Genomic DNA, 20,960 nt, shown 5'->3' with positions numbered 1-20,960 from the left:
TGCAGCGACCTTAGAAGCCACCAGCCAATCGCTGAATGAAATATGAACGCAAGGAAAATAAAGAAGTGTCCCAAATGCGGAGAGCGATTGTCCACGAGAGACGGCAAATCGAAGACACATCTGCATTGCACGGCTTGCAGCGTCTCGTATCGAATGACTTCGAGGTCAACGGAGAAACGGACCGCACCTAGCAAGAACGAGACAAAAGTTGGCGAGAATACCAGAGTGACGTCGGGGAGGACGTTAGACCGGTTTGAGCTCAAGCGGATGATCGGCCAAGGTGGTTTCGGAAAAGTCTTTCTCGCCTATGACCCCCGATTGGAACGAGAAGTTGCGATCAAAGTTCCGACATTCTCCAGCAAAGATCGCCGGCGCGTGACCCGATTCCGCTCCGAAGCTAGGACGGCCGCGATGCTTCGACATCCGAACATCGTCCAAACCTTTGAATCCGGAGAGTCCCAAGGCACCCTTTACATCGTCTCGCAGTTCATAGAGGGAGCCCCGCTTACGGAGCACCTGGCGAAGGGGGAGCCAGGCTTTATCCAAACTTCCATTTGGGTGGAATCCATTGCTCGGGCCCTGCACTACGCGCATGAGCATGGAATCGTTCACCGCGATATCAAACCAGACAACATTCTGATCGACTCGTCAGGCGATCCCCAGATTATGGATTTCGGTCTTGCGAAACAGGAAGGTCGGAAGGGTGTGACGCAGGACGGCGCGATCGTGGGCACCATTTACTATATGTCTCCGGAGCAAGCACGAGGAGACGATGTTCAGGTTACCGCGACGAGCGACCAGTACAGCCTGGGCGCCATCCTGTACGAAATGTTGTGCCAAGCGAAACCTTATGACGGTGCGTCGCATGTCATTCTGACAAAGGTGGCGGATCCACAAACGGAACCAACTCCACCGAGAAGCCGGCGGTCATCGGTGCCCCAAGATCTGGAGGTCATTTGTCTCAAAGCGATGGCCAACCAAGTGGGCGATCGGTATCAGAACTGCGAGGCCTTGGCAGATGATTTACGACGATGGAGAAATGATCTCCCGATCACCGCCCGCAGGTCCACGGTGCTCGAACGTACCTATCGATTTTGCCGACGCAACCCGGCCGTCAGCACCTTGACGGCATCACTCGCCATCGCCTTTGCGATCAGCGTCGGCTTCTATCTGAAGAACGCTCAATTGGTCAGGCAATACGAAGTCCTGGTCGGAACAAAGCAAGACCTAGAGCAAGACATCGAGCAAAAGAGAAATGAAAATAGCCAATTGTCTAAAGACAGAGATAATCTTGAGCGAAAGAACGAAGGGCTCGTACAAGAAAGTCTGAAGCTTGCCCGGGAAAAAACAGAAGCTGAGCAACTCAAGATTGGCGCTGAGAAAGAAAAGATCAAATCGGCCAACGAACTCAATGCAGTTCAGTCGTCACTTGACGCATTGTCGCAAGAACTGACAGCAGAAACATCGAAGCTCAAATTGGCGAAGAGGGAACTCGGCTTGGTTCAATATCAAAGCCGCTTACAACTGGCATCGAAAAATATCAAGACGAAAAACTATCCGTTGGCACAAAAGGCGTTGGAACAGTGCGATGAGGAACTGAGGCGTTGGGAGTGGCGATATCTGAAGTCTAAGAGTTCCCCACGGATCTGGACACGCCAATTCGATGGTGACGTGCTGGGCCACCTTTGTCTTAATCGGAGGAAAGGGAATCAGGTGTCGCAAGTTGCCTTATTGACCGAGAACGGTGTTGAAATCATGGACGGTACAACGGGAGTGACCGTCCAGGACGGAACGCTGCTTTCTACTCAATTGCCAATCCTTGGCGTAGCGCAGCCCGACTTCCTGCTGACACCGCCGAGTGTTCGCTGGAACCCTCTCAAAACGGACCCGGAAAACAAGTTCCTCTCACTGACCACTCAGGAGCAAAATGGTGGGCATCGCGTAATAACTTGGGACTTGGAGACACGTGAGCAGATTCCCACCAATGATAGTTTCCAAGAGATCGTTTTCACCGGCGCAGATCGTTTGGTGGGGATTGCGGCGAATGGAGCATTCGAGGCTTTTAACACCGCTACTTGGAGGCTCGCGCCGCTTTTCATCAAACCTTTCCCAGGACCGGTGGAGCAAATTCGTCATTTCTCGCTCCGCTACAATCTGCCTGGGCATGTCGAATTTCCCCCCGTCGATCAGGCGAGAGATAGAGAACGCGTACAACTAGGGGAGGAATTCTGCAAGGCGAGACGCGCTACGGAAAAGTCGCGAAAGATTCTTGTCTGCAAGTACGTCGAACTTTCCGGTGACCGTCAATCTGTGCTGGCGATGGTTGAAAAAGATTCCCGGCTACAGTTAGTTGTCGCTTCGAGAAATCGCGAAGCGACGACCACCAATTTTGATGTGAAAGTCAATGTGGGAGAACCAGATCCCGCGGGTAAATTCTGTCTGAGTTACGACGGAAAATATGTTGCCGCGATCCTGTCCGGCAACGCCTGTGTGTTTGACGCGTCTTCGGGAGATCGTCTCGCAACGATCGGACCTGCGGAGGAGATTTCCTTTCTTGGAGGAGAAGGCGAAGACGCGACAGTGCTTCTCATCAACAACAATCGTGCCGAGTTATTTGCTCTCCCTTCCAACGAAGAGGATCTCCAACCAAAGCGACGTTTTCGTTCTGCTGCGTTCTCCACCCAATCTCTAACAGCACTGGACCAGGATGGATACCTGCGCAATTGGCTGAAGAAGCAAAGCGGTAAATACCAACTGCAGCCACTTACCTCAGAGAAAAAGAATGGTCTGCTGACCGAGGTCATCATCTCTGACGACGGCGAGTTGATGATCACTCGTGGTAAGACGGCGGCTTTTTTCAGTCCAGAAAGCACATCCAAACTCGAGAAAATCCTGCTAACGGAACAAAGCGGTCATTCCAGAACACCGGTACGTGCGCTGCGATTTCGCCCTAAAGCAAATGATTTCCTGACCTTGGATGAAGAGGGTAAGTTGGTCGCTTGGAGATTCAAGGCTGGAGCTTTTCGTCCCATTGCGTTGTCTCATGACGCCGTAGCATTTCATCCTAATGGTGACGCCGTATGGATCGACGACCGACGCATCGTGAGCACGACAGCGTTTCGAAAAACAGACGACGGAGGCCAAGCTCAGTGCCCGATCTGGAACATCGATTCGGGTGAGCTCGAATCTTGGGTACCGCTCACTGGTGCTGTGCTGGAAACCGATGCGACTCAAACTCGACTTGTCGCTGGCACGATCGACGGATTCGTCGAAATCTATCGAATTGAGAAACAGGATTCCGCGATTCAGATCATCAGGCTACCTGGCGGTGCGACAGAGCTCTTCAATGGGCCGGTTCAGGCGATTAAATTCTTTCCCTTTTCCAATCGAATCGCGGTTGGCGGCGATGAACAACTCAAGATCATCGATTCCGATTCGGGAGCCGAACTGATGGCCATCGACAGCCCTGTTGGCGGAATCACAGATCTCGCCATTAGTCCTGACGACGAAGCGATCGCCGTTTGTGGAACGGAACCGGGGATGTGGCTCTTAAATCCTCTGCCCCAAAGCAAGTAAGCAGTTCACCAGACTCCGCCCAGGGAACGATCACCATTCATACCTTTTTGTCGGCAGTCTCGTAGGCCTCGGAAATCCTGAATTTGCAAAGTGAATGATTCAAGACTAGAACACCTCTGCGATCGTTTTGAGGCGTCGTGGAATGATGATCCTCGCCAGATTCGAGGCGGAGCGGCAAGCCCTGGCGATGATGGACCATCACAACATCGCCAAAGTGTTTGATGCCGGAGTCACCGACACTGGCCGTCCCTACTTTGTGATGGAACTCGTCAGGGGCGTCCCGATCACGAACTACTGCGACACGAAAAAACTATCGCCTGATGAGCGGCTGGAACTATTTGTACAGACGTGCCGCGCCATTCAACACGCCCACACGAAAGGTATCGTCCATCGAGACATCAAGCCCTCGAACATCCTAGTCACGCTGAACGACGGAACGCCGACCGTCAAGGTGATCGATTTCGGCTTAGCCAAGGCGTTGCACGAGACCAATCAGTTGAACGATCGCACGCTGTTCACGCAGTACGGTCAAGTCGTCGGCACGCTCGCCTACATGAGCCCCGAGCAAGCCGAGATGAACACGTTGGATATCGACACTCGAACCGATGTCTATTCGCTCGGAGTGGTTTTTTACGAGTTGCTGACAGGCTCAACTCCGATTAGTACCCCACCGTATATGGCTGCCGCCAACCTCGCAGCCGCGGAAGCTGGTAAGTGGCGAAGTAGAGACCGTTGAGATCCGGTTTCGTCAGGTAGTGACGACCGGCGACATCCCGCTGTGGCTTCGACTTCGGGAACGGAGGTAACTTGGCGAGAAATTCCTGTTCCCAAGCCCATGCCAAGATCGCCCGAAGGTTTTCACGAGCCTTGTTTGCCGTCCGACCGGGATTGGACCCGCCATTGGCTTCAGCTTGGTGGTGAACCCAATCCAGGAAATCGCGAATGTGGGATCGGTTGATTTGTTCGACATCGACGCCGTTGCCCCAGGTGGTCCACTTGGTGACGGTCGATTTGTATTCCTTGCGGGTCCCGCCGGAAAGTTTTTTCGCAGTCAGGTACTTGGCCGCGATTGCTTCAACGCTGTTGGACATGGTGACGACTCCAAGGCCGTCGACCAGCCACATCATTGTTCCGCTCCTTCGCCAGCCGATGGCCGGGGAATTGGCTTCCTGCTGGACCTCCGGTCATGTTTGGGAATGGTTACCGCAGCTGATTCGCTGCACATTTGGTCCAGAATAGTCGGGAATTTGTGGCAAACTGCGGCGAAGCGATCTGGCTAAGACGCGTAGAACCGGGTGGCCGTGGGTGATTGCTCACCCACGGCTCCCACAGATCCGGACGTGCGGACATTACCGCATCCGGCTCCTCAAATCACGGGTTCGCTGCTTGACGGAGCGTGGAACGCACCGCGCGAGCAGGAGCGAGCGGGTAACGGCGGAGCAGTGCGCAGAATTTCGCCCAGTGCATCGAGCGGATGTTGTTGCGGCGATTGAGCCACTTACGCCATCGATTTTCGACTTCCTGACGGAACCTGTTCATTGCCTCTGAGTTGCCCGTGACCCCATAGTACGCGTAGTGTCCACGCAGCTTCTGATTGAGCTTGTGTTGCTGTTCCGGCAGCGACAAGTGACGATTGTCGTGGCACCAATGGTCAATGCTGCGCACGGCACGGGTGAAGCGATCGGCAGCGGTCTTGAGCTTAACCACCCAGTAACCCTTCAAGGAGACGCCCCAGTAATGGGTGAAACCAAGAAGGTCGAACGTCCCAGGACGATCACCGGAACGATCGTCAGCCTTCGTCCGCGACGAGGGAGGACGAAAACGAACCAGTTTCGTCTTGGTCGGGTGGACGGTCAGTCCATACTTGCCAAAGCGTTTCGGGAGGACTTCCATCACGCGATCGGCATCGCCATGATGGCGAAACCCGATCACGAAATCATCCGCATAGCGGATGAGGAAGGCATTCCCTTTGAGTCGTGGTTTCACGTCCTGTTCGAACCACAGGTCGAGCACGTAGTGCAAGAACACGTTCGAAATCAGGGGTGAAATCACGCCACCCTGGGGCGACCCGGAATCAGGGTAACTGACGTTACCATCCTCCATCACGCCCGCTTTGAGCCACTTGTCGATCAGGCGTAGCAACACGCCGTCACGCACCCTCAATCGGAGAAACTGTCGCAGATGGGAGTGATCTAGATTGTCGAAGAATTTTCGAATATCAACCTCGAGCACGGTGCCGCCTCTTGGCCGACTGTTCATCGTCTGATCGCGGAAGGACTTCAGCGCAGGTGTGCCGAGCGGCCGGGTCGGAAACCGTAGGAGCAGTCCAAGAAGTCCTGCTCGTAAATTGATTCCAACAGCATGACCACCGCACGCTGAAGGAGTTTATCCTCCAGAGTGGGAATTCCGAGCGGACGGGTCTCCGTGGTGGAGCCGCCTTTGGGAATATGCACACGCCGCACAGGAGGTGCCTTGTACGTGCCGGACTTGACACGGTCGAGCAGGCTTTGAAGGTTGCCCTCCAAGTCCTGTTCATATTGTTCCGCGGTCATTCCGTCCACGCCGACAGCTCCGTCCTTGCGGGTGCGTCGATACGCTTCCTTCAACCAGTCGATGTCCATCAGATAAGCGAGCGACGTGAAAGCCATCTGAGGTGACTGTTTCGCCAACGTTGCTATCCGTTCCTGTTTCGTGGACACGGTTGTCGAATTTCGATGCATTCGTCGTGTTTCTCAGTAACGGTTCCATGATTCGACGCCTCGCTTCCCTCCACTGGCTCCGACAGGGTGAAGTTCGCCAGCTTCATCGGTACTATCAAGACGCTATGACTTCCTGTTGCCCATCTCGCCGCACTTCGTTTCCTTCGCTTGGCGATACCTCAGGCGTTCACTCGTTGTTTTCGCTCCCCGGCGGACGAGTGAACCGCCAAGGCCTGGAGTTGTTGACCCGGTATCTCCGGCCGGGATCTCGCTGAGGAAACAACAGGATCTCCCAAGTTCCTGGGGAACCTCGATGATCCGTTTGCCATGTTCCAAACCGACGCCGGCAGGACTGCTTGCACCAGACCATCAAGTGCAGCAGCGTGGCCCCTGGTCATCGAAAGGCAGAGGCTCCCGCGATTGGGTCTTTCGACGCTCAATAGCATGGCTTTCGGACTTGCTGTCTACGCTTCGCAGGGCCGGTCACCCGACACCACGCAAGACTCGCTTCCAACTGTTGGTCAAGCTCTGCTGGACGGGGTTTTCACCCGCAAGGCTCCGATGAAAGGTTTCAAAGTTAAGTCTCACATCTTCTTATCCCCCTTTCCCAAGCTTGCTTGGCGCAATCGACGCAACCTCTGTTTCGAACGGTGACCAATCAATAATTCACTATGGGCCTGGGAGACACCCTTGCTGCAAGGTCCGCTTGCAGATGGTGGGGGCCCATCGGTGCAATCGGGATTGCGTCCTCACACCTTACGACCCAATGCGGATATCCAGCACTCTGTGCTCAGGATTCCTTGTTGTAGATCACCGGCATCTGACCGTTCCATTTCTTCCAGGCATCATCGTTCGTGATCAGGTCAGCCATGAAATGTGCGACGTTGATGCGACTGGTTCGCCCCGGATTGAAGATCGCGCTCCTGGTTGGCGACGGATATAATTCGTAGTCGCTCACGTCGTCCTCGTCGAACAGACTGTCGGGACGTACGACCGCCCACTTGAGTCCGGTGTCAGTGTGACCAACCTCCGTTCGCAGGTAGTCCGCGGCATTCTCGTTATCCCGATGTGGCGGCACTAGCAGACGAAGAAGTCCGACCACGCAGCTCTGGGCGCGCGAAATCGGCTCGTTCAGATCGCGATTGCTGTTTCCGGCCGTATTCATGAGTACGAACTTGCTTGGCTTGTCGGAGCCGTTCGCCCCAATGGCTTGGCAGAAACGCTTGACAGCACCCGTCACGAGTCTGCGTGGCTGACCAAAGATACCCTTGAATGTGAGATTGTGGCCCAAGCAAGAAGCAACCGCATCGCAGCCTGCCGTGTGCTCCGCCATTTCGAAATCGCTTAGATCAAGAACGCTCGCATGAATGACCGACAGGTTCTCGTGTCGCCTGAGCGACTCCGGCAATCCCCCGGGGGATCGGACAATTGCTTTGACCCTCAGGTCTTGGTCAAGCAGTTGCTTCGTCAGCAGTCGTCCGGTTGCGCCTGTGGCACCAAGCACGAGCACCGTTTTCGTCTTTTCCATTTCGTTTCGTTGAGGTTTAGACTTGCTTTCAGACGCTGCTACGGCAGCCCAATCGCGAGAAGAACGCACGCCAAAATGCATGCCGCTGCGCGAAAATGATTCCAACGCGTCCATATCGCAAGGTAACGCGTCCACTCTTCGTGGCTCGCCGGATCGTCCGCTGGCAGTTTGTCGAGGGAATTGTTGAGCGGGACATTGAAGAATGCAGTGACCATGAAACCGCCCAGCAAATACAGGCATGCTCCAGCGATCGCCCAGCCAAAGTCGGGCTGCCGCTGCCATGCGGAGATGGCTGCGAGGAGCAAGCAGGCCAGCGCCGATCCAAAGAACGCGCTGAGGAACATCGGGTTTAGGATTGTGCGATTGATCAGCTGCATCGCTTTCATGCCTTCCCGTGCAGGCATCTGTGCCAGAGCATTCATCACCGAAACGGAGAAGACAAAGAATAAGCCAGCCATCAGCCCACTGCCGGCAATCGCAATCACTGTGAGTAGCATCAGGATCGTGGTCATCACTCGCCGTTGTCTCCCCGTGTTTTAGTCTCAAGGGCTAGCACTCAGCAAGATAATACAGTGGCTACATTGGTGATTCCATCGGGGGCTTCGGAATCGGGGTGTCGCTGGTCTCGAATGCCAGAGAAGAAGAGATCTTTTGCGATACGAACAATCTCGAGCTTCGCATTTTGCGGACAGTACACATCCACGCACATCGTCGGACGTCACCGTTCGCTTTCAGCTGAGTCTACCGATCGCCATGCACGCCGTGTGCGCGTTGCCGAGCGAACCACGCGTCGGTGTTTTGGATCGATGCACTTGGCGAAATCATCCCATTTTCGAATGGGACGATCCGTTCACCATTGGCAATCCTTCGAGGCCAATCTGGTGTCGCCAGTGCAGCGCGTCCAATCGCAATCAAGTCAGCATGTTCGTCTCGGATCACGTCGTCGGCGAGATCCGGATCATGCAATCCGCCGTTGGCGATCACTGGCAGTCCGGTCATGCGGCGAGCCATCGTCGTAAGCGGCTCTCGCTTGTCCGTACTCGACTCGCGGAAACCGCGGCCTTCGCCGGCCACGTGGATATAGCTTGCTCCAGCCTCAGCGAGTGCTGCGAACGTCGTCTCGGCTTCGGACTTTCCGCCCCAGCGGTGGTCGAAGTCATTGACCTTGGCCTCAGAAACACGGACTCCGACCACGAAGTCATCGGGTGATGAATCGCGAACAGCGGCAACGATCTCTGCCGGATACCGAATTCGCGCCGACACCGGCCCGCCGTACTCGTCGTCGCGGCGATTCGTGTATTCGGTGATGAACTGGTCAAGCAGGTAACCGTTCGCGGCGTGGATTTCGACGCCGTGGAATCCGGCGTCTCGTGCGCGTCTTGCCGCTGTGACAAAACCCTTGCGAACCTGAGCGAGGTCCGTCTTCGTCATGGCCGAAGGCAAGCGATAGGGATCGCTGCCTCCGTATGCTGGCATCATTTCGCCGAGCGGCGGAACAGCGGACGGTGCGATGATGCGAGCTGCTTCTTGCCTTTGCGACAATGCGCCAGCGTGCATCAGTTGCATGATGGCCAAGCTCCCGTGATCGGAGATCGCAGTGGCGATCGGCGCCCAGGAGTTGGCTTGCCGCCGATTCGCAATACCAGGCTGACGGTCGTAGCCCTGGCTGGCATCCTCGTCCGTGTAGACCCCCTCCGTGATGACGATCGCAAAACCACCGCGAGCATACTCGCGGTAGTAATCTTTCATGCGATCCGTCGCGAACCCATCGCCGCTGGCACTTACGCGGGTCATCGGAGCGACTGCCAACCGGTTGCGTATCCTGTGCCCGAACATTTCGACAGGGGAAAGAACTGGTCTTGATAGACTCAACATGTTGCCCGTTGCTTGTTTGAGATCGATGGTTGGGATTCTGGACATCGTTCAACTCGACTTCTGAAAGTGGTTCGGTTGGTCAGCGACGTTCGCCGATCGTTGACATTCCAAAAGGCACGTTCAATGCCAGTTGAGGCAGTCTTTCTTAAGTGACTTGTGCAAAAGGAGTTACGGCCATTTCCACGGTGGCGGCCGACGGCACGATATTTCGGAAACCACGAAAATCCGTTGCGCAAGAAACGAAATGTCGTCATTCTTGCCACGCGCCCGATCAGTAAATCCCGCTCACCTCTGTTGGTTTACGGAGGCCAGGTGCTTGGCGTGTTGGGCACCGGTGAAAGCGGCACTGAAAGGGAACTTCTGGCGCGAGGGATCCATTTTCAGTCGTTCGTTTCGCCGCGGCGGTGAATCTGACCGCAGCGCCGAAACAGATTTGATTGGATGCAGAGACCATGTAGACCGAAACGAGTTGGGCAATGAAATGTGCTGGATGCCAATGGGAATTCGCCCACCACTATTGCTTCAGCGTCGACCGTTGTGCCAGAAGTCCGAATGACCAGTGCCCGTCACCATCACGCCGGAGAAAATCCGATCGGAACCAGAATCTTGATGACTTGGCAGCTTGTCCAAGATTGGCAAAGCGAGCTTGCCAATTCGCTGCACTGGTCGATGAAACCGGAGCACTTTCGGTGAGGGCCGTTTCGGCGAGTCGGTGCCCGGATTCTGAAGACACCCGCGCGAGTTTTACTCCGACCGAACTCCGATCGGTCGATGAAGCTTCCGCGTGGAAAGTAGGTAAATAGGGAGATTGCTAAAGGCCTAGCTTGTACCGTAAGTTCGAGCCAAATCGCCGTCCGATATGGTGATACGGCTAAAACCCGTCAAACATTCCCTTGGCAGAGGTGGGTCATTAACTCTGTCTTGAAGCCGTGACAGGGTGCGTGAATAACTCCCGTGCTTTCACACCAAACGCAAATCCTCGACCGAAACTCGGTCGAGTTTGTTTGACCGTGGGGCCCCCATCCGGGCCTGAAACCAGCTAATATGGTGTGCATGTCCGCTCTCCTCCACGAAGAATCTCAGATGCCCGGCCCGCCACCGCGTGAGTCGACCGAATCGATGCTGGTCAGTGTGTATCAGGAATTGCGGAAACTTGCTGCGCACTATTTGGGAGAGGAGGGCTCCCGCGAGACTTTACAGGCCACCGCGCTCGTTCATGAGGCCTACCTTCGTCTGCAGAAATGCGACTCCCGCTGGGATAATGAAGGTCATTTCTTCGTAGCTGCAGCAACTTCGATCCGAAGGATTATCGTCGAATATGCTCGTGAAAAGCGAACCCAGAAGCGCGGAGGTCAAGTCAACATTGTTCCCTTGCACGAGTTTGCCGTCGGCCGGATTTCCGATCACGAGCGTTTGATCGAGTTGAGCGATTGCCTGGAGGTGCTCGCCGTGCAAGACGCGATGGCGGCGAAGGTCGGTGAATTGCGTTTGTTTTGCGGCCTAACGTTGGTGGAATGTGCGGAGGTATTGGACAGTTCCGTCGCCACCATGCACCGAGAATGGAAGTTTGCCCGCGCCTATTTGGTGGCAAATCTTCACGAATCGTGAGAAGAACGCGATGGAAATCTCGCATTGTATGCATGAACGAAATACCCGAATCTCGGCACCATCTGACCAAACGCATTTTTCTGGAAGCAATCGAATCCGGACTCGTCGGACAGCGACTGGCTGACCGGCTAAGCGAGCGATGTGGGTCAGACGTCGCGCTTCGAGCCGGCGTCGAAGCCTTGTTGCGGGCATCCACAGTGGAAGATCCACTCTGCGATTTAGTCGACCAACCGAGGCTTGGTGAAAGCGATCGGGTGAACTTAGCGGCCGGCCAATGGCTCGGTTCTTACCAGATCGAAACGCTTCTCGGAGAAGGTGGAATGGGGGTCGTCTACCGGGCACGGCAGCGCGATCCGATCGAGCGAACCGTGGCAATCAAGATGGTCAAGCCCGGAATGGATAGCCGGGAAATGCTCCGCCGATTCCAATGGGAGCAGGCCGTACTCGCTCGTCTAGAACATCCAAACATTGCCAGACTGCTGGACGCAGGGCAGGCCGATGATGGAAGGCCGTACTTTGTGATGGAGTTCGTCAAAGGAGAACCTTTGATCGAGTATTGCAACCGGAAGCGATTGACCATCCAAGAGCGGTTTCTGCTCTTCGGAACCGTTTGTTCGGCAATCCGCTTTGCGCACCAACACGGAGTCTTGCACAGGGATTTGAAACCCGGGAATTTGTTGGTGACCGATGACGGAAAGCAAACTGCGGCCAAAGTCATTGATTTCGGAATCGCCAGACTCATGGACGATGGCGGCGAGCGTTTGACTCGAGTGCTACGCGTGCTTGGTACGCGGCCGTACGTTAGTCCGGAGCAGGTTTCGGGAGACCAATCAAGAATTGATACCCGATCGGACGTGTTTTCACTGGGAGTCGTCTTGCACGAGCTAATCGTCGGTGCCGCGCCCGATCTTGACCATGTCTATTGCTCAGCTGGCTCGGCAGAGTCCCATTCGGATTTGATCACGCGTCCGAGCAAGTTTTTTTGTTCTTTAGATGACCCAGCACGCTCGCGAATTGCTGACGATCGCCAAACGACAGTTCCCGTCCTGCAGCAACTCGTCACGGGCGATTTGGATTGGATCTTGATGAAGGCGATTGGAAAAACGCCGGCAGAGCGGTACGGGTCGGTCGAAGCATTGGCGAATGATCTGTCGAATCTGACCGCCGGATTGCCGGTGCAGGCAAGACGTCAAACGCCGATGTATTTGGTGAAGAAATTCCTGCTTCGTCACAAAGTGACTTCACTGCTGACTTTGTCGACAATCAGTTCCGTTTTGCTGGGTTTTGGCATCAGCCTCTACCAGGTCGGCATCACGAGAGAAGCCCATCGTCGTTCCGAGCAACTCAGGTTGGGCATGGTCGCTGCACAGAAACAGACCCAACAGATCGTCGAAGCAGCTGATTTGCGACTGGCCGCCAAAGCCATCTCCGATGGCGATTTTTTGGAAGCTGCGGAGATGCTGGATCGGCAAAACGAAGTGAATTCTGCTGCGCTAATGAATCGAACGACGAAGAACAGCTTGGCGCACACGTACCTGCAAAAAAAGCTCGAAGAATTCGGACGCTCTCGGTACCAGGCGCCTCTTTCGCTTCATACGATGGCTTACGATCCGAAGCGACGAACGATCATGTTTGGCGGTGAAGAAGGTGTTGTCCGCGTGTTAGATCTGGAGGGAGATGGCATCCATGAACTTCCACCAAGCGGACAGCCTTCCATTGGCTCACTGACGTTTTCGACCGTCACGGGAGATTTGTTTGCCGGAGGAAGCGACGGGTCCATCAAAGCAATGAGCGTGGTCCAAAGAGCGAGTTGGCGAAAGATTTGCGAATTCCAATCAGCACCGCTCGACTTCTGTGTGAGTCGGAATGGTGACTATCTATTTGTTTGTGACGGCAGCGCTGATGTCAGCGTCGTAGAGGTCGAATCTGGTCAGGTGGTTCGACAATTGCGGCAACACGAAGAAGGCATTTATGGAATTTCCATTTCGGATGACGGCTCTCGAATCGCAACGGCGTCGAAGGACCAAACGTCCGTGGTTTGGCAGTGGCCTGAGGGCGAGATCCTAAACCAAACTTCACGTTCGGATTACCGTCTGGTCGATATCGCCTTGGATTCAGCCGGCAAGACGCTCGTCGACGGTTCTGTTGATGGAGAAGTCCGCCTGGTCGACGTCGAAACTGGAAAGTCCTCCATGACGATTCGGGTGCCCAGTGCGGTTTCTTCGGTCGACATCTCAGCGGATGGAAAGACGGTCGTCGCAGGATGTCGAACGGGAATGGTCTATTGCCTGACCCGAGAAGACTTTAAGCGGTCCGCGAATGACAAGGAGTATGCGTCGACGCTGATTGGGAAGTCACAACACCAGTCACATGATACTCGTGTCGAATCTTGTCTTTGCCTGACACCCGAATCGGTTTTCTCCGTCGGAAGAGACGGTCGATTGGTCGAGTCAAGTTTTCGATCGAATACCGTCGAGACAACCGATTTGAAATCGAAAAACGATCGCATCGCGGTTTCACCGGACGGCGACTGGATTGCGGCACACGATTACGTCCGAGTCGAGTTGGTCGAAACGGCGACCGGAAGATCCTATGCGTTGGACGCGGAGTTGCCGAGAGCCGAATACGCGGGACTGAACTTCTCACCGCAGGGCGATTTGTTCCTCGCAGCCAAAGACGGCCGGATTGCACAGTTGACCCTTCCGGATTCCGAAGTGGATGACAACGTCGATGAGACGGTCCGCTCCATTGCCGCAGCGGTGCGGGTCTTTGACGCACCCGTCACGGCGGATTACGCCGAACTGCGTTTTTCTCACGGCGGTGATCGGATGATGCTTTTTTCGCGGAAAGATTCCGTGGTCATTGTCGTCGCCCTTCCACGATTCGAACTGCTGTTCCGCAAGGAAGTCCCTAACGCGTACACGGCCGACCTCTCGTCGAGCGGCCGATATCTCGCAACCAGTCATATCGGCGAATTGTTTGTCAACGAGGTCGACGGCGGTCGACTGCTGGCCTCGTCCTCTAAGCACCACAGCGAAACCACCAACGACCTGCGGTTCAGTCCCGATGAACGGTGGCTTTACAGTGTCAGCAATGACCGCCGCATCAAGCGTTGGGACTATCGAAGTGCAGAGATTCCCGAGTTGGTTGGCGTCCAACCCAGCGACCTGCCGAAGTTTCTGTCAATCAGCCGCGATGGCGAGACATTATTCTCCAGCGGACGTGGCCCGCAGGTTTGGTTGTGGCACACCGGGGCGATGCAGAAGCTGTTTCCGGTCATGCCTTCGGCGGAAGGGTATTTCCGGACCTATTTGTCAGCCGACGATTCGACCCTGATCGGACTGGATCGCGAGTTTCAGACCAAATGGATCCGAATGCGTCTGAAAAATTAAGTTGGTGAAAGACCTTAATCTCTGAAGAATGGATCGCCATAAAACGCATTAATGTGGGTGCCATATTCGCGTCCTAGTCCCTGAGCAAGAAGGGCACGTCAAAAGGGTTCAGACTGAATTCTTGTTTAAAACTTCGAGTATATCGGCGTTGGCTGAGTGTCTGGGTCTCTTTTTTTCGCAACCAAAAGTGATCGCGGGCTTAGCAACCATGGGTCTATTTGAATTGATTTCTATTACGAACCAAAGCACTGAGAAGAAATGCTTCGAAGACGCGTCAGCTCAATCCTGATGCTTACGTTGACCCTCTCAGTCGCCTTGACCCCGATGGCCTTCGCTCAGAAAGGTGGCAAAGGCGGTAAGGGAGGCAGCGGTGGAAAGGGCGATTCACAACCCACCTTTACCTTTACTTGGTTAGGTTCTCTCGGTGGACCTTTCACCTCAACCTCCGGTATCAACGAAAGTGGCGACATGTGGGGGCGAAGTACCGTGCCAAGCGGAGTCAGCGAGCCGGCGTTCACCAGCCGCCCCTTTATCAGCTGGTCAACCGGACTCGATGCGGGCCAAATGTTGGGTTTTCAGCAGCAGCTGATCGACGAGGGTCGGATCGGTGAGTTTGACCGGGAAAACCTGGTCGGTGTCTATCAAGTTGACATTGGCGAAATCAACAATTCCGGTGAAGTCGCGTGCATTATCTAGTAGTCTATGTCAGCTCACTTTTCGGTTAGCGGAACTCGTCATGAGTTTCGATTGATACCGATCATGCCTTCATAAGTGCCGAAACGTCGACCCGCAGTCCCGTCAGCAACTCCCCCGAGGCGACTTGTCCGAGCGCGAAGGTGCCGATTTCCGTATATCGGTCCGAGTTCAACGATAGCACGGTAACCAGCTGCTCGACTGGATCGACGATCCAGTATTCGGCTACCCCCGCCTTGGCATAGTCACGGCGTTTGTCAGTGTAATCGCGCTGCCTCGCTTCACTACCGGGGCTGACGATCTCCATCACCAGATCAAGATGATCGGGATAGTCGACATCGGCGGCTGGACGATTTTCAGGGGCGATGTACAGCAGGTCCGGTTCACGAATCGTGCCGGGGAACAATCGAATCGGCAGCGGAGCGAACAGGGCGGTACCGCCTTTGGGCATCGCGTCTTCGAGCAACCCCAGCAACAACCGCAGCATCCGCTGATGTTTCAGGTTCGGCAGTGGCAGGATCTCCAGCCTTCCGTCGGCGAGTTCAGCCATTCGGTTGGTGTGAAATTTCAGGAAATCTTCTTCGGACCAACTGCCTTGCGGAGGATGCAAGTAGGCCGCTTCCCACGCCGGTTCTCCGTCTTTGGATGGGAGGGGAGGTGGGGCTTCGGACATGATCGATCCACGAACACCGGGAGTAAAAGTAGCAAATCCGCCTGCATCATTGTAAACGAAGCGAACGTTTGTTGCGCGATGGAAAGCGTATTCGCCGGCCGTGGCAGATCCGCCCTGCGGCTGATCTCTGATCGCTGGCAAGGTCGACAACAGAAATTCATTTAGAAATCGAAAACTTGTGAAAAAAGGAACGGCAAAACCACGCATTGATGCTGTGCGGAAGGATGAACCTCCGCCTTCGATTCGAATTCGACAACGTCAAATCGGTTTCCATGGTCACCAAGCCCGCGCGTCGCCCAAGGCGAACTCTTTTTAGTAATTCATCGACAGGCCAACGCGAAAACCCCAGAAAGCTGCGTCTCCAGACTCTCGAGCGTCTGGAACTGCTGTCAGCAACGCTGATCCGCGTTGACCCTGTTTATCCCGAAGCGACGCTTGCCGCACAGGACCTCACGATTGACGAAGGTTGTACCCGTGGTTCTGAGAACGGCGGGGGCTGCTTAAACGGTCGACTGCCAAGTATCAACGATCGTACGATTTCCAGCACTAAGGCGAACCATCTCGGTCTTTTTCCGTGGGCAGCACGGACCGTGGCAACAGCGTATTGAACGATAGTTCATTAAGCATTGGGAACAATATGCTCTCGGACAAAAGTACTGTCAGCGGCATTCATCCGCAAACAGAACCCTCGCCTCGCGATTACTTCCGCACGGGCGATACAAGGCCAGAGAAAGCCTTTACTGAGAACGCTGGTATAGGACAAATGCCGTGGCGACAGTTTTACTAGACCGAGGGAACGGGGGAAGTCCGACCACGCAAACGAGATCCGGCGACGACGTGGTTTGGTTAGTCCAAGCGATTCGGTCGCCGTAGCCGCCAAGATTTAGTCGCTGGACGGAAACGCAAATCCTAGCAGTTGGCAGAACCTGTAGCCACACCTGCCCATTTCCATATACTTACGGAAGTTATTGATGTCACCACAAAGTATCGTCTCGAAGAACAAAACCCATGGCAGTCCGTCAAGGACCGCACGTCGACGGTTGGGAATTGAATCGCTTGAACCGCGCCGCCCCCTCGCGGGACCAGGGTCATTTTCTATAACCGGGCCGATTTCGGTTGATACGACTAATACGATTGTCGACTGGACCGACGCCGAAGGAGCGGTGTCGTACGACTTGACAGTTGGCGGAAATGAAGACGGCTCAGGTCGCTTTGTCACAAAAACAGGTTTAACGGACAGCGAGTACGAAGTGGGTGGACTGAGCAACGGGACTTTTGCTGTCATCGTCACGGCGTACGACGCGGAAGGCAATGCGACGATCGCAGAAAATAGCCCTTTCCGATTCAACGCATATTTTGCTATTCGGCCTCAGGTTATGTTTGTCACATCTGGCGGAATAACGCCCACAAAAGATGTTTTTTACCCTCCGCCACCAAGTGCGTTTGAAGGCCCGGAAGACGCCGATTGGCACTGTACGCAACATGCAGTACAAGGAGGGTTGGTTTACGATCCTTACTCCGACTGGGATGGATTAGAAATTCACTACAAAGCGTTTCTATCCAGCGATACAGAGCGTGCTGTGGCAAGAATCGGCGGCTTGCGTTCACAGATCATCAATACGCGAGGTGAACTTGTTGCCCTCTCGGAATCTGATTTGTATGAGACTCTGGATAATCCAATTCTCTACAATGAGTTCGGTGAAGCCATAACATTCGGTTTCCGTGCCTGGACAGGCACAACGAGCCTGGGGGACATCGGATCCACTGCCGAAAATTGGACGTCATACAGAAGTTACGGAACGATCGGTGACCCGCGAGCGACTGATGGAAGATGGCTAGCTAGCAACGCTATACCATCGAACGAACTTGCTCGACTGTATTGTATCGGCGATGGATATCCGAATCTGCCCGTCGTCGCAGATGCAGGCGGACCCTACACCGTCATTCAAGGAGATGATGTTGTGTTGAACGCGACCGGTTCTGAGACGCCAGACTATGTAGAAAGTGTGAAGTGGGATCTGACGAATGATGGTGATTTTGATGATTTGCATGGGGAAACCTTCACGCTTCGATGGCAACACATGCAGCTGCTGGGATTGACTTCACCAGGAACGTATCCGATCGCATTACTAATCGACAATGGACACAATTCCTACACTGCTAGCACGGTGCTGACCGTGGTCGAACGCTCTAACACGCCACCAATTGCCGATGCTGGTGGACCTTACGTAGCCACCGAAGGCTCTTTGGTTAGCTTAGACGCTTCTGGATCTAGTGACGCAGATCAATTGACCGAAAGTTTGTTGTTCCAATGGGATCTTGACTACGACGGATCGAATTTCGACGTGGACGCCATCGGCCTAAGTCCAACCGATACCTTTACCGACGATTTTGCAACACGCGTCATCGCACTTCGTGTCAGTGATAGTCAAGGGCTCAGCGATCTGACCACAACGACGCTGGCGGTCGACAACCTGGCGCCAGGCGTGTCACTTGCGGGTCCGTCGACCGCAGTGCAAGGTCAGCAACTTGTCTTGACACTTTCCGCAAGCGATCCGTCATCAGTCGATCAGGCCGGCGAATTCACCTATGCGATCGACTGGGATGGGGACGGGGTCGACGACGAATCGACTACTGGCCTCAGCACCACGGAGGTCGAACACGTATTCGATTTACACGGCATCTATACCATTGCTGTGACTGCAACGGACAAGGACGGTGCAGTGGGTGCCAAGGCAAATCATGCGGTGGAGGTTACCGGTAACGCACCAACGGTCGTGGAGTCATTGGTACTTGGCGAATTGGACCAGCGGTCCGCTGTCGATCAACTGACAATCCAGTTTGACCAAATCGTTCAGTTTGATGCCTCGCCGTCCGATGTCGTTCAGATCGTGCATCTGGTTTCCGGGCAGGTGGTGGATGCGGCGTTTGACATCCGGCAGGCCAATGACGCGACCAACATTGACGTCACGTTCCTTCCCGGCGCCAGGGTCGATTCGCGCGGGGTCCTCGTCGATGGCAACTATCAGTTGACCATCGATTCAAGCCTCGTCGCCGCTGGTGGTGCCCCGCTTGATGGCGACGGGGCTGGAGGGCCGTACCAGTTTGCCTTCCATCGGCTCGCCGGTGATGCCAACGGCGACCGACAAGTAACGTCCGAGGACATGAGTATCGTGATCGCTGCTCAGGGATCGACGCCGTCGTCTGGCAACTGGGATCCCAACGCCGATGTCGATGGTGATGGGCGTGTCAGCGTTCGCGATCGCTTCATGGTGCTACGCGGTCTCGGGAACGAATTGCTAACGGTCGCTCAAGGCGGTGGTGTCGTGAATCGATTCGACACCAGCAACAATGGCGAAGTCAGTCCGCTTGACGCACTCCGTGTCATCAATCGTCTTGCATCGTTATCTGGCGAGGGTGAGTCGGTCCTTGATACCACGCCCGATCCTTACGACGTCAACCGCGATGGCAAGACAAGCCCGTTGGATGCGCTCCATATCATCAATCACTTGGCCTATGTTCAGAGCCTGAATTCGAGCTCCGCATTCGCCGAGGGAGAGAACGCAGACATCGATGTGGCGATCGGGCAGGTGGATCTGCTCTCGGATGAACGCGACGGAACAATCACCGATGAAACACTGGAGGTCTTGGCAAGTGGGCGACTTCAAGGACTGTTTTAGTCCTGCATGGTTGATGAACCGAGCAGTCCACGTTGAGACCTATTCGTACTTCGATTTGCAATTTTTTCAATTTGAAAGGAGAGTCGTTTGAGATTCCCAATAATGTGCAGTCCCGCGACGATTGTCGTATCGCTGATCTTGATCGCTTCAGCGATTCAATCCACGCCGGCCGAAGCTGGTCTGATTACGATCAATACTCTCGAGACAGAGTACACCGCGGGCCAAGCGTTTGACTTTACGGTCGAGATGCCCGACATCATCAGTCTATTTGCATACGAAATTAGTCTTCATCTCACCAGCAACGTCGGTACGGCGGGAGTCGATTACTACTTCGCAGATGCCAGTCCCGCATCGTCCAACTACTTGTTCGCAGCCACCACCAATTTTGCGGACACCACCGTCATCGATTCGCCATCGCTTTCTCGGATGACGATTTCCGACATTGACGACGTCTTGGGGACTGATATTGTTTCCGGCGTCAACGGCCAGATCGCGAACGTCCAGATCATGACGGCCGCAAATTTCGCGGGCGAGTTGGAAATATCCGTCGATCTCAATGGGCTGTTCTTGGACACACTCAACCTGTCAGATTTCAGTTTGTCGTCCGTAACAGAGTACGATTCCATCGTAAACGAGACGCTTGCCGCAGACCCGACCCGCATCTCATCGGCGGCGTCTACGGTCGTGCCCGAACCCTCCACGGCGGTGATCGCATTGATCGGATTGGTCGGGGTAGCCCTGGCAAGAAGAAGAGGTATGGCACGCGACGTGTCACCAAGACAGATACGGGGCTAGCATTTAGAATGCTTGTTCACAACGACAACCCTGAAGTAGCGATCGGTTTGACCACTCGATCACCCGACACATCGAGCTCAATGCCGCGTGGACCAGCGTCTGGTGCGTTCGAATGGAGATGTCATTTCGTGGTTCAACTTCGATCTTGCCGTGGAATGTTCACCATTCGCAATGGCGACGAACTTACCCTTGGCGATTGCTACCAACCGGCTTGAAACTGCATCGGTTGGACAAACCGAACGCACGAATCGGTTCCGTTTCGCCGCGGCGGTGGCGGACACCGCCGCGCGCTACGGCAATGAAGCGGACATGACTCCGACCGACGCGCTGGCGGATTTCCTCGGTCGCGCCGAGGCAATTCGGACCGCCGCGAGGTAGGCAAAAAACTGCGATGCATGTCTATGGGGAAACATTTCCTCTCGTCTTGGCACCGAAAAATCG

At 54.8% G+C, this 20,960-nt stretch carries 14 protein-coding genes and 1 pseudogene; 8 read left to right on the top strand and 7 right to left on the bottom strand.

Going from position 1 to position 20,960, the window contains the following annotated elements:
- Nucleotides 1–42 precede the first annotated feature (42 nt).
- Nucleotides 43–3,576 carry a serine/threonine-protein kinase gene (locus TBK1r_RS30530; RefSeq protein WP_145219031.1) on the top strand — a complete coding sequence of 1,178 codons (3,534 nt, stop codon included), beginning with the start codon at nt 43–45 and terminating at the stop codon, nt 3,574–3,576.
- Between the two features lie 148 nt (nt 3,577–3,724).
- A pseudogene (locus TBK1r_RS30525) lies at nt 3,725–4,237 on the top strand (serine/threonine protein kinase); the annotation flags it as partial.
- Here the strand turns inward: TBK1r_RS30525 and TBK1r_RS30520 are convergent.
- The 6 genes from TBK1r_RS30520 to TBK1r_RS30500 all read right to left on the bottom strand — a co-directional run bounded on the left by TBK1r_RS30520 (nt 4,236) and on the right by TBK1r_RS30500 (nt 9,639).
- Nucleotides 4,236–4,667, bottom strand: a complete 432-nt coding sequence (locus TBK1r_RS30520) for a site-specific integrase (RefSeq protein WP_419580555.1) — start codon at nt 4,665–4,667, stop codon at nt 4,236–4,238. The pseudogene TBK1r_RS30525 and the gene TBK1r_RS30520 sit on opposite strands and share 2 nt — an antisense overlap.
- A gap of 280 nt (nt 4,668–4,947) precedes the next feature.
- Nucleotides 4,948–5,859, bottom strand: coding sequence for a reverse transcriptase domain-containing protein (locus tag TBK1r_RS30515; protein ID WP_473772526.1), 912 nt, complete (start codon nt 5,857–5,859; stop codon nt 4,948–4,950).
- Complete coding sequence (locus TBK1r_RS39225) at nt 5,856–6,245, bottom strand: hypothetical protein (protein WP_419580553.1); 390 nt, start codon at nt 6,243–6,245, stop codon at nt 5,856–5,858. Before TBK1r_RS39225 ends, TBK1r_RS30515 begins: the two co-directional genes overlap by 4 nt.
- A gap of 820 nt (nt 6,246–7,065) precedes the next feature.
- Nucleotides 7,066–7,803 (bottom strand): NAD(P)-dependent oxidoreductase, encoded by a 738-nt coding sequence (locus TBK1r_RS30510; RefSeq protein WP_145219025.1) that lies wholly within the window; start codon nt 7,801–7,803, stop codon nt 7,066–7,068.
- Nucleotides 7,804–7,841: 38 nt separating this feature from the next.
- Nucleotides 7,842–8,315 (bottom strand): anthrone oxygenase family protein, encoded by a 474-nt coding sequence (locus TBK1r_RS30505; protein WP_145219023.1) that lies wholly within the window; start codon nt 8,313–8,315, stop codon nt 7,842–7,844.
- 229 nt (nt 8,316–8,544) lie between these two features.
- Nucleotides 8,545–9,639 (bottom strand): oxidoreductase, encoded by a 1,095-nt coding sequence (locus TBK1r_RS30500; RefSeq protein WP_419581604.1) that lies wholly within the window; start codon nt 9,637–9,639, stop codon nt 8,545–8,547.
- Between the two features lie 1,092 nt (nt 9,640–10,731).
- Between TBK1r_RS30500 and TBK1r_RS30495 the strand changes: the two genes are divergently transcribed.
- The 3 genes from TBK1r_RS30495 to TBK1r_RS30485 all read left to right on the top strand — a co-directional run bounded on the left by TBK1r_RS30495 (nt 10,732) and on the right by TBK1r_RS30485 (nt 15,374).
- Entirely contained in the window at nt 10,732–11,286 is a 555-nt protein-coding gene (locus TBK1r_RS30495) for an ECF-type sigma factor (RefSeq protein WP_419580552.1), read from the top strand.
- 32 nt (nt 11,287–11,318) lie between these two features.
- Entirely contained in the window at nt 11,319–14,678 is a 3,360-nt protein-coding gene (locus TBK1r_RS30490; RefSeq protein ID WP_419580551.1) for a serine/threonine-protein kinase, read from the top strand.
- 258 nt (nt 14,679–14,936) lie between these two features.
- Entirely contained in the window at nt 14,937–15,374 is a 438-nt protein-coding gene (locus tag TBK1r_RS30485; RefSeq protein WP_419580550.1) for a hypothetical protein, read from the top strand.
- Between the two features lie 61 nt (nt 15,375–15,435).
- Here TBK1r_RS30485 and TBK1r_RS30480 read toward each other — a convergent pair whose 3' ends face one another.
- Nucleotides 15,436–16,044 (bottom strand): Uma2 family endonuclease, encoded by a 609-nt coding sequence (locus tag TBK1r_RS30480; protein ID WP_419580549.1) that lies wholly within the window; start codon nt 16,042–16,044, stop codon nt 15,436–15,438.
- A gap of 971 nt (nt 16,045–17,015) precedes the next feature.
- Here TBK1r_RS30480 and TBK1r_RS30475 point away from each other — a divergent pair.
- The 3 genes from TBK1r_RS30475 to TBK1r_RS30465 all read left to right on the top strand — a co-directional run bounded on the left by TBK1r_RS30475 (nt 17,016) and on the right by TBK1r_RS30465 (nt 20,897).
- A complete protein-coding gene (locus TBK1r_RS30475) occupies nt 17,016–19,724 on the top strand; it encodes a dockerin type I domain-containing protein (protein ID WP_145219013.1) in 2,709 nt (902 codons plus the stop codon).
- 87 nt (nt 19,725–19,811) lie between these two features.
- Nucleotides 19,812–20,519 (top strand): PEP-CTERM sorting domain-containing protein, encoded by a 708-nt coding sequence (locus TBK1r_RS30470; protein WP_145219011.1) that lies wholly within the window; start codon nt 19,812–19,814, stop codon nt 20,517–20,519.
- A gap of 171 nt (nt 20,520–20,690) precedes the next feature.
- Entirely contained in the window at nt 20,691–20,897 is a 207-nt protein-coding gene (locus TBK1r_RS30465; protein WP_145219009.1) for a hypothetical protein, read from the top strand.
- Nucleotides 20,898–20,960: the final 63 nt, after the last annotated feature.

Source organism: Stieleria magnilauensis, assembly GCA_007753675.1.
Classification (GTDB): domain Bacteria; phylum Planctomycetota; class Planctomycetia; order Pirellulales; family Pirellulaceae; genus Stieleria; species Stieleria magnilauensis.
Note: the sequence above shows the minus strand (reverse complement) of the source record. Positions and strands in the feature narration are given on the sequence as shown.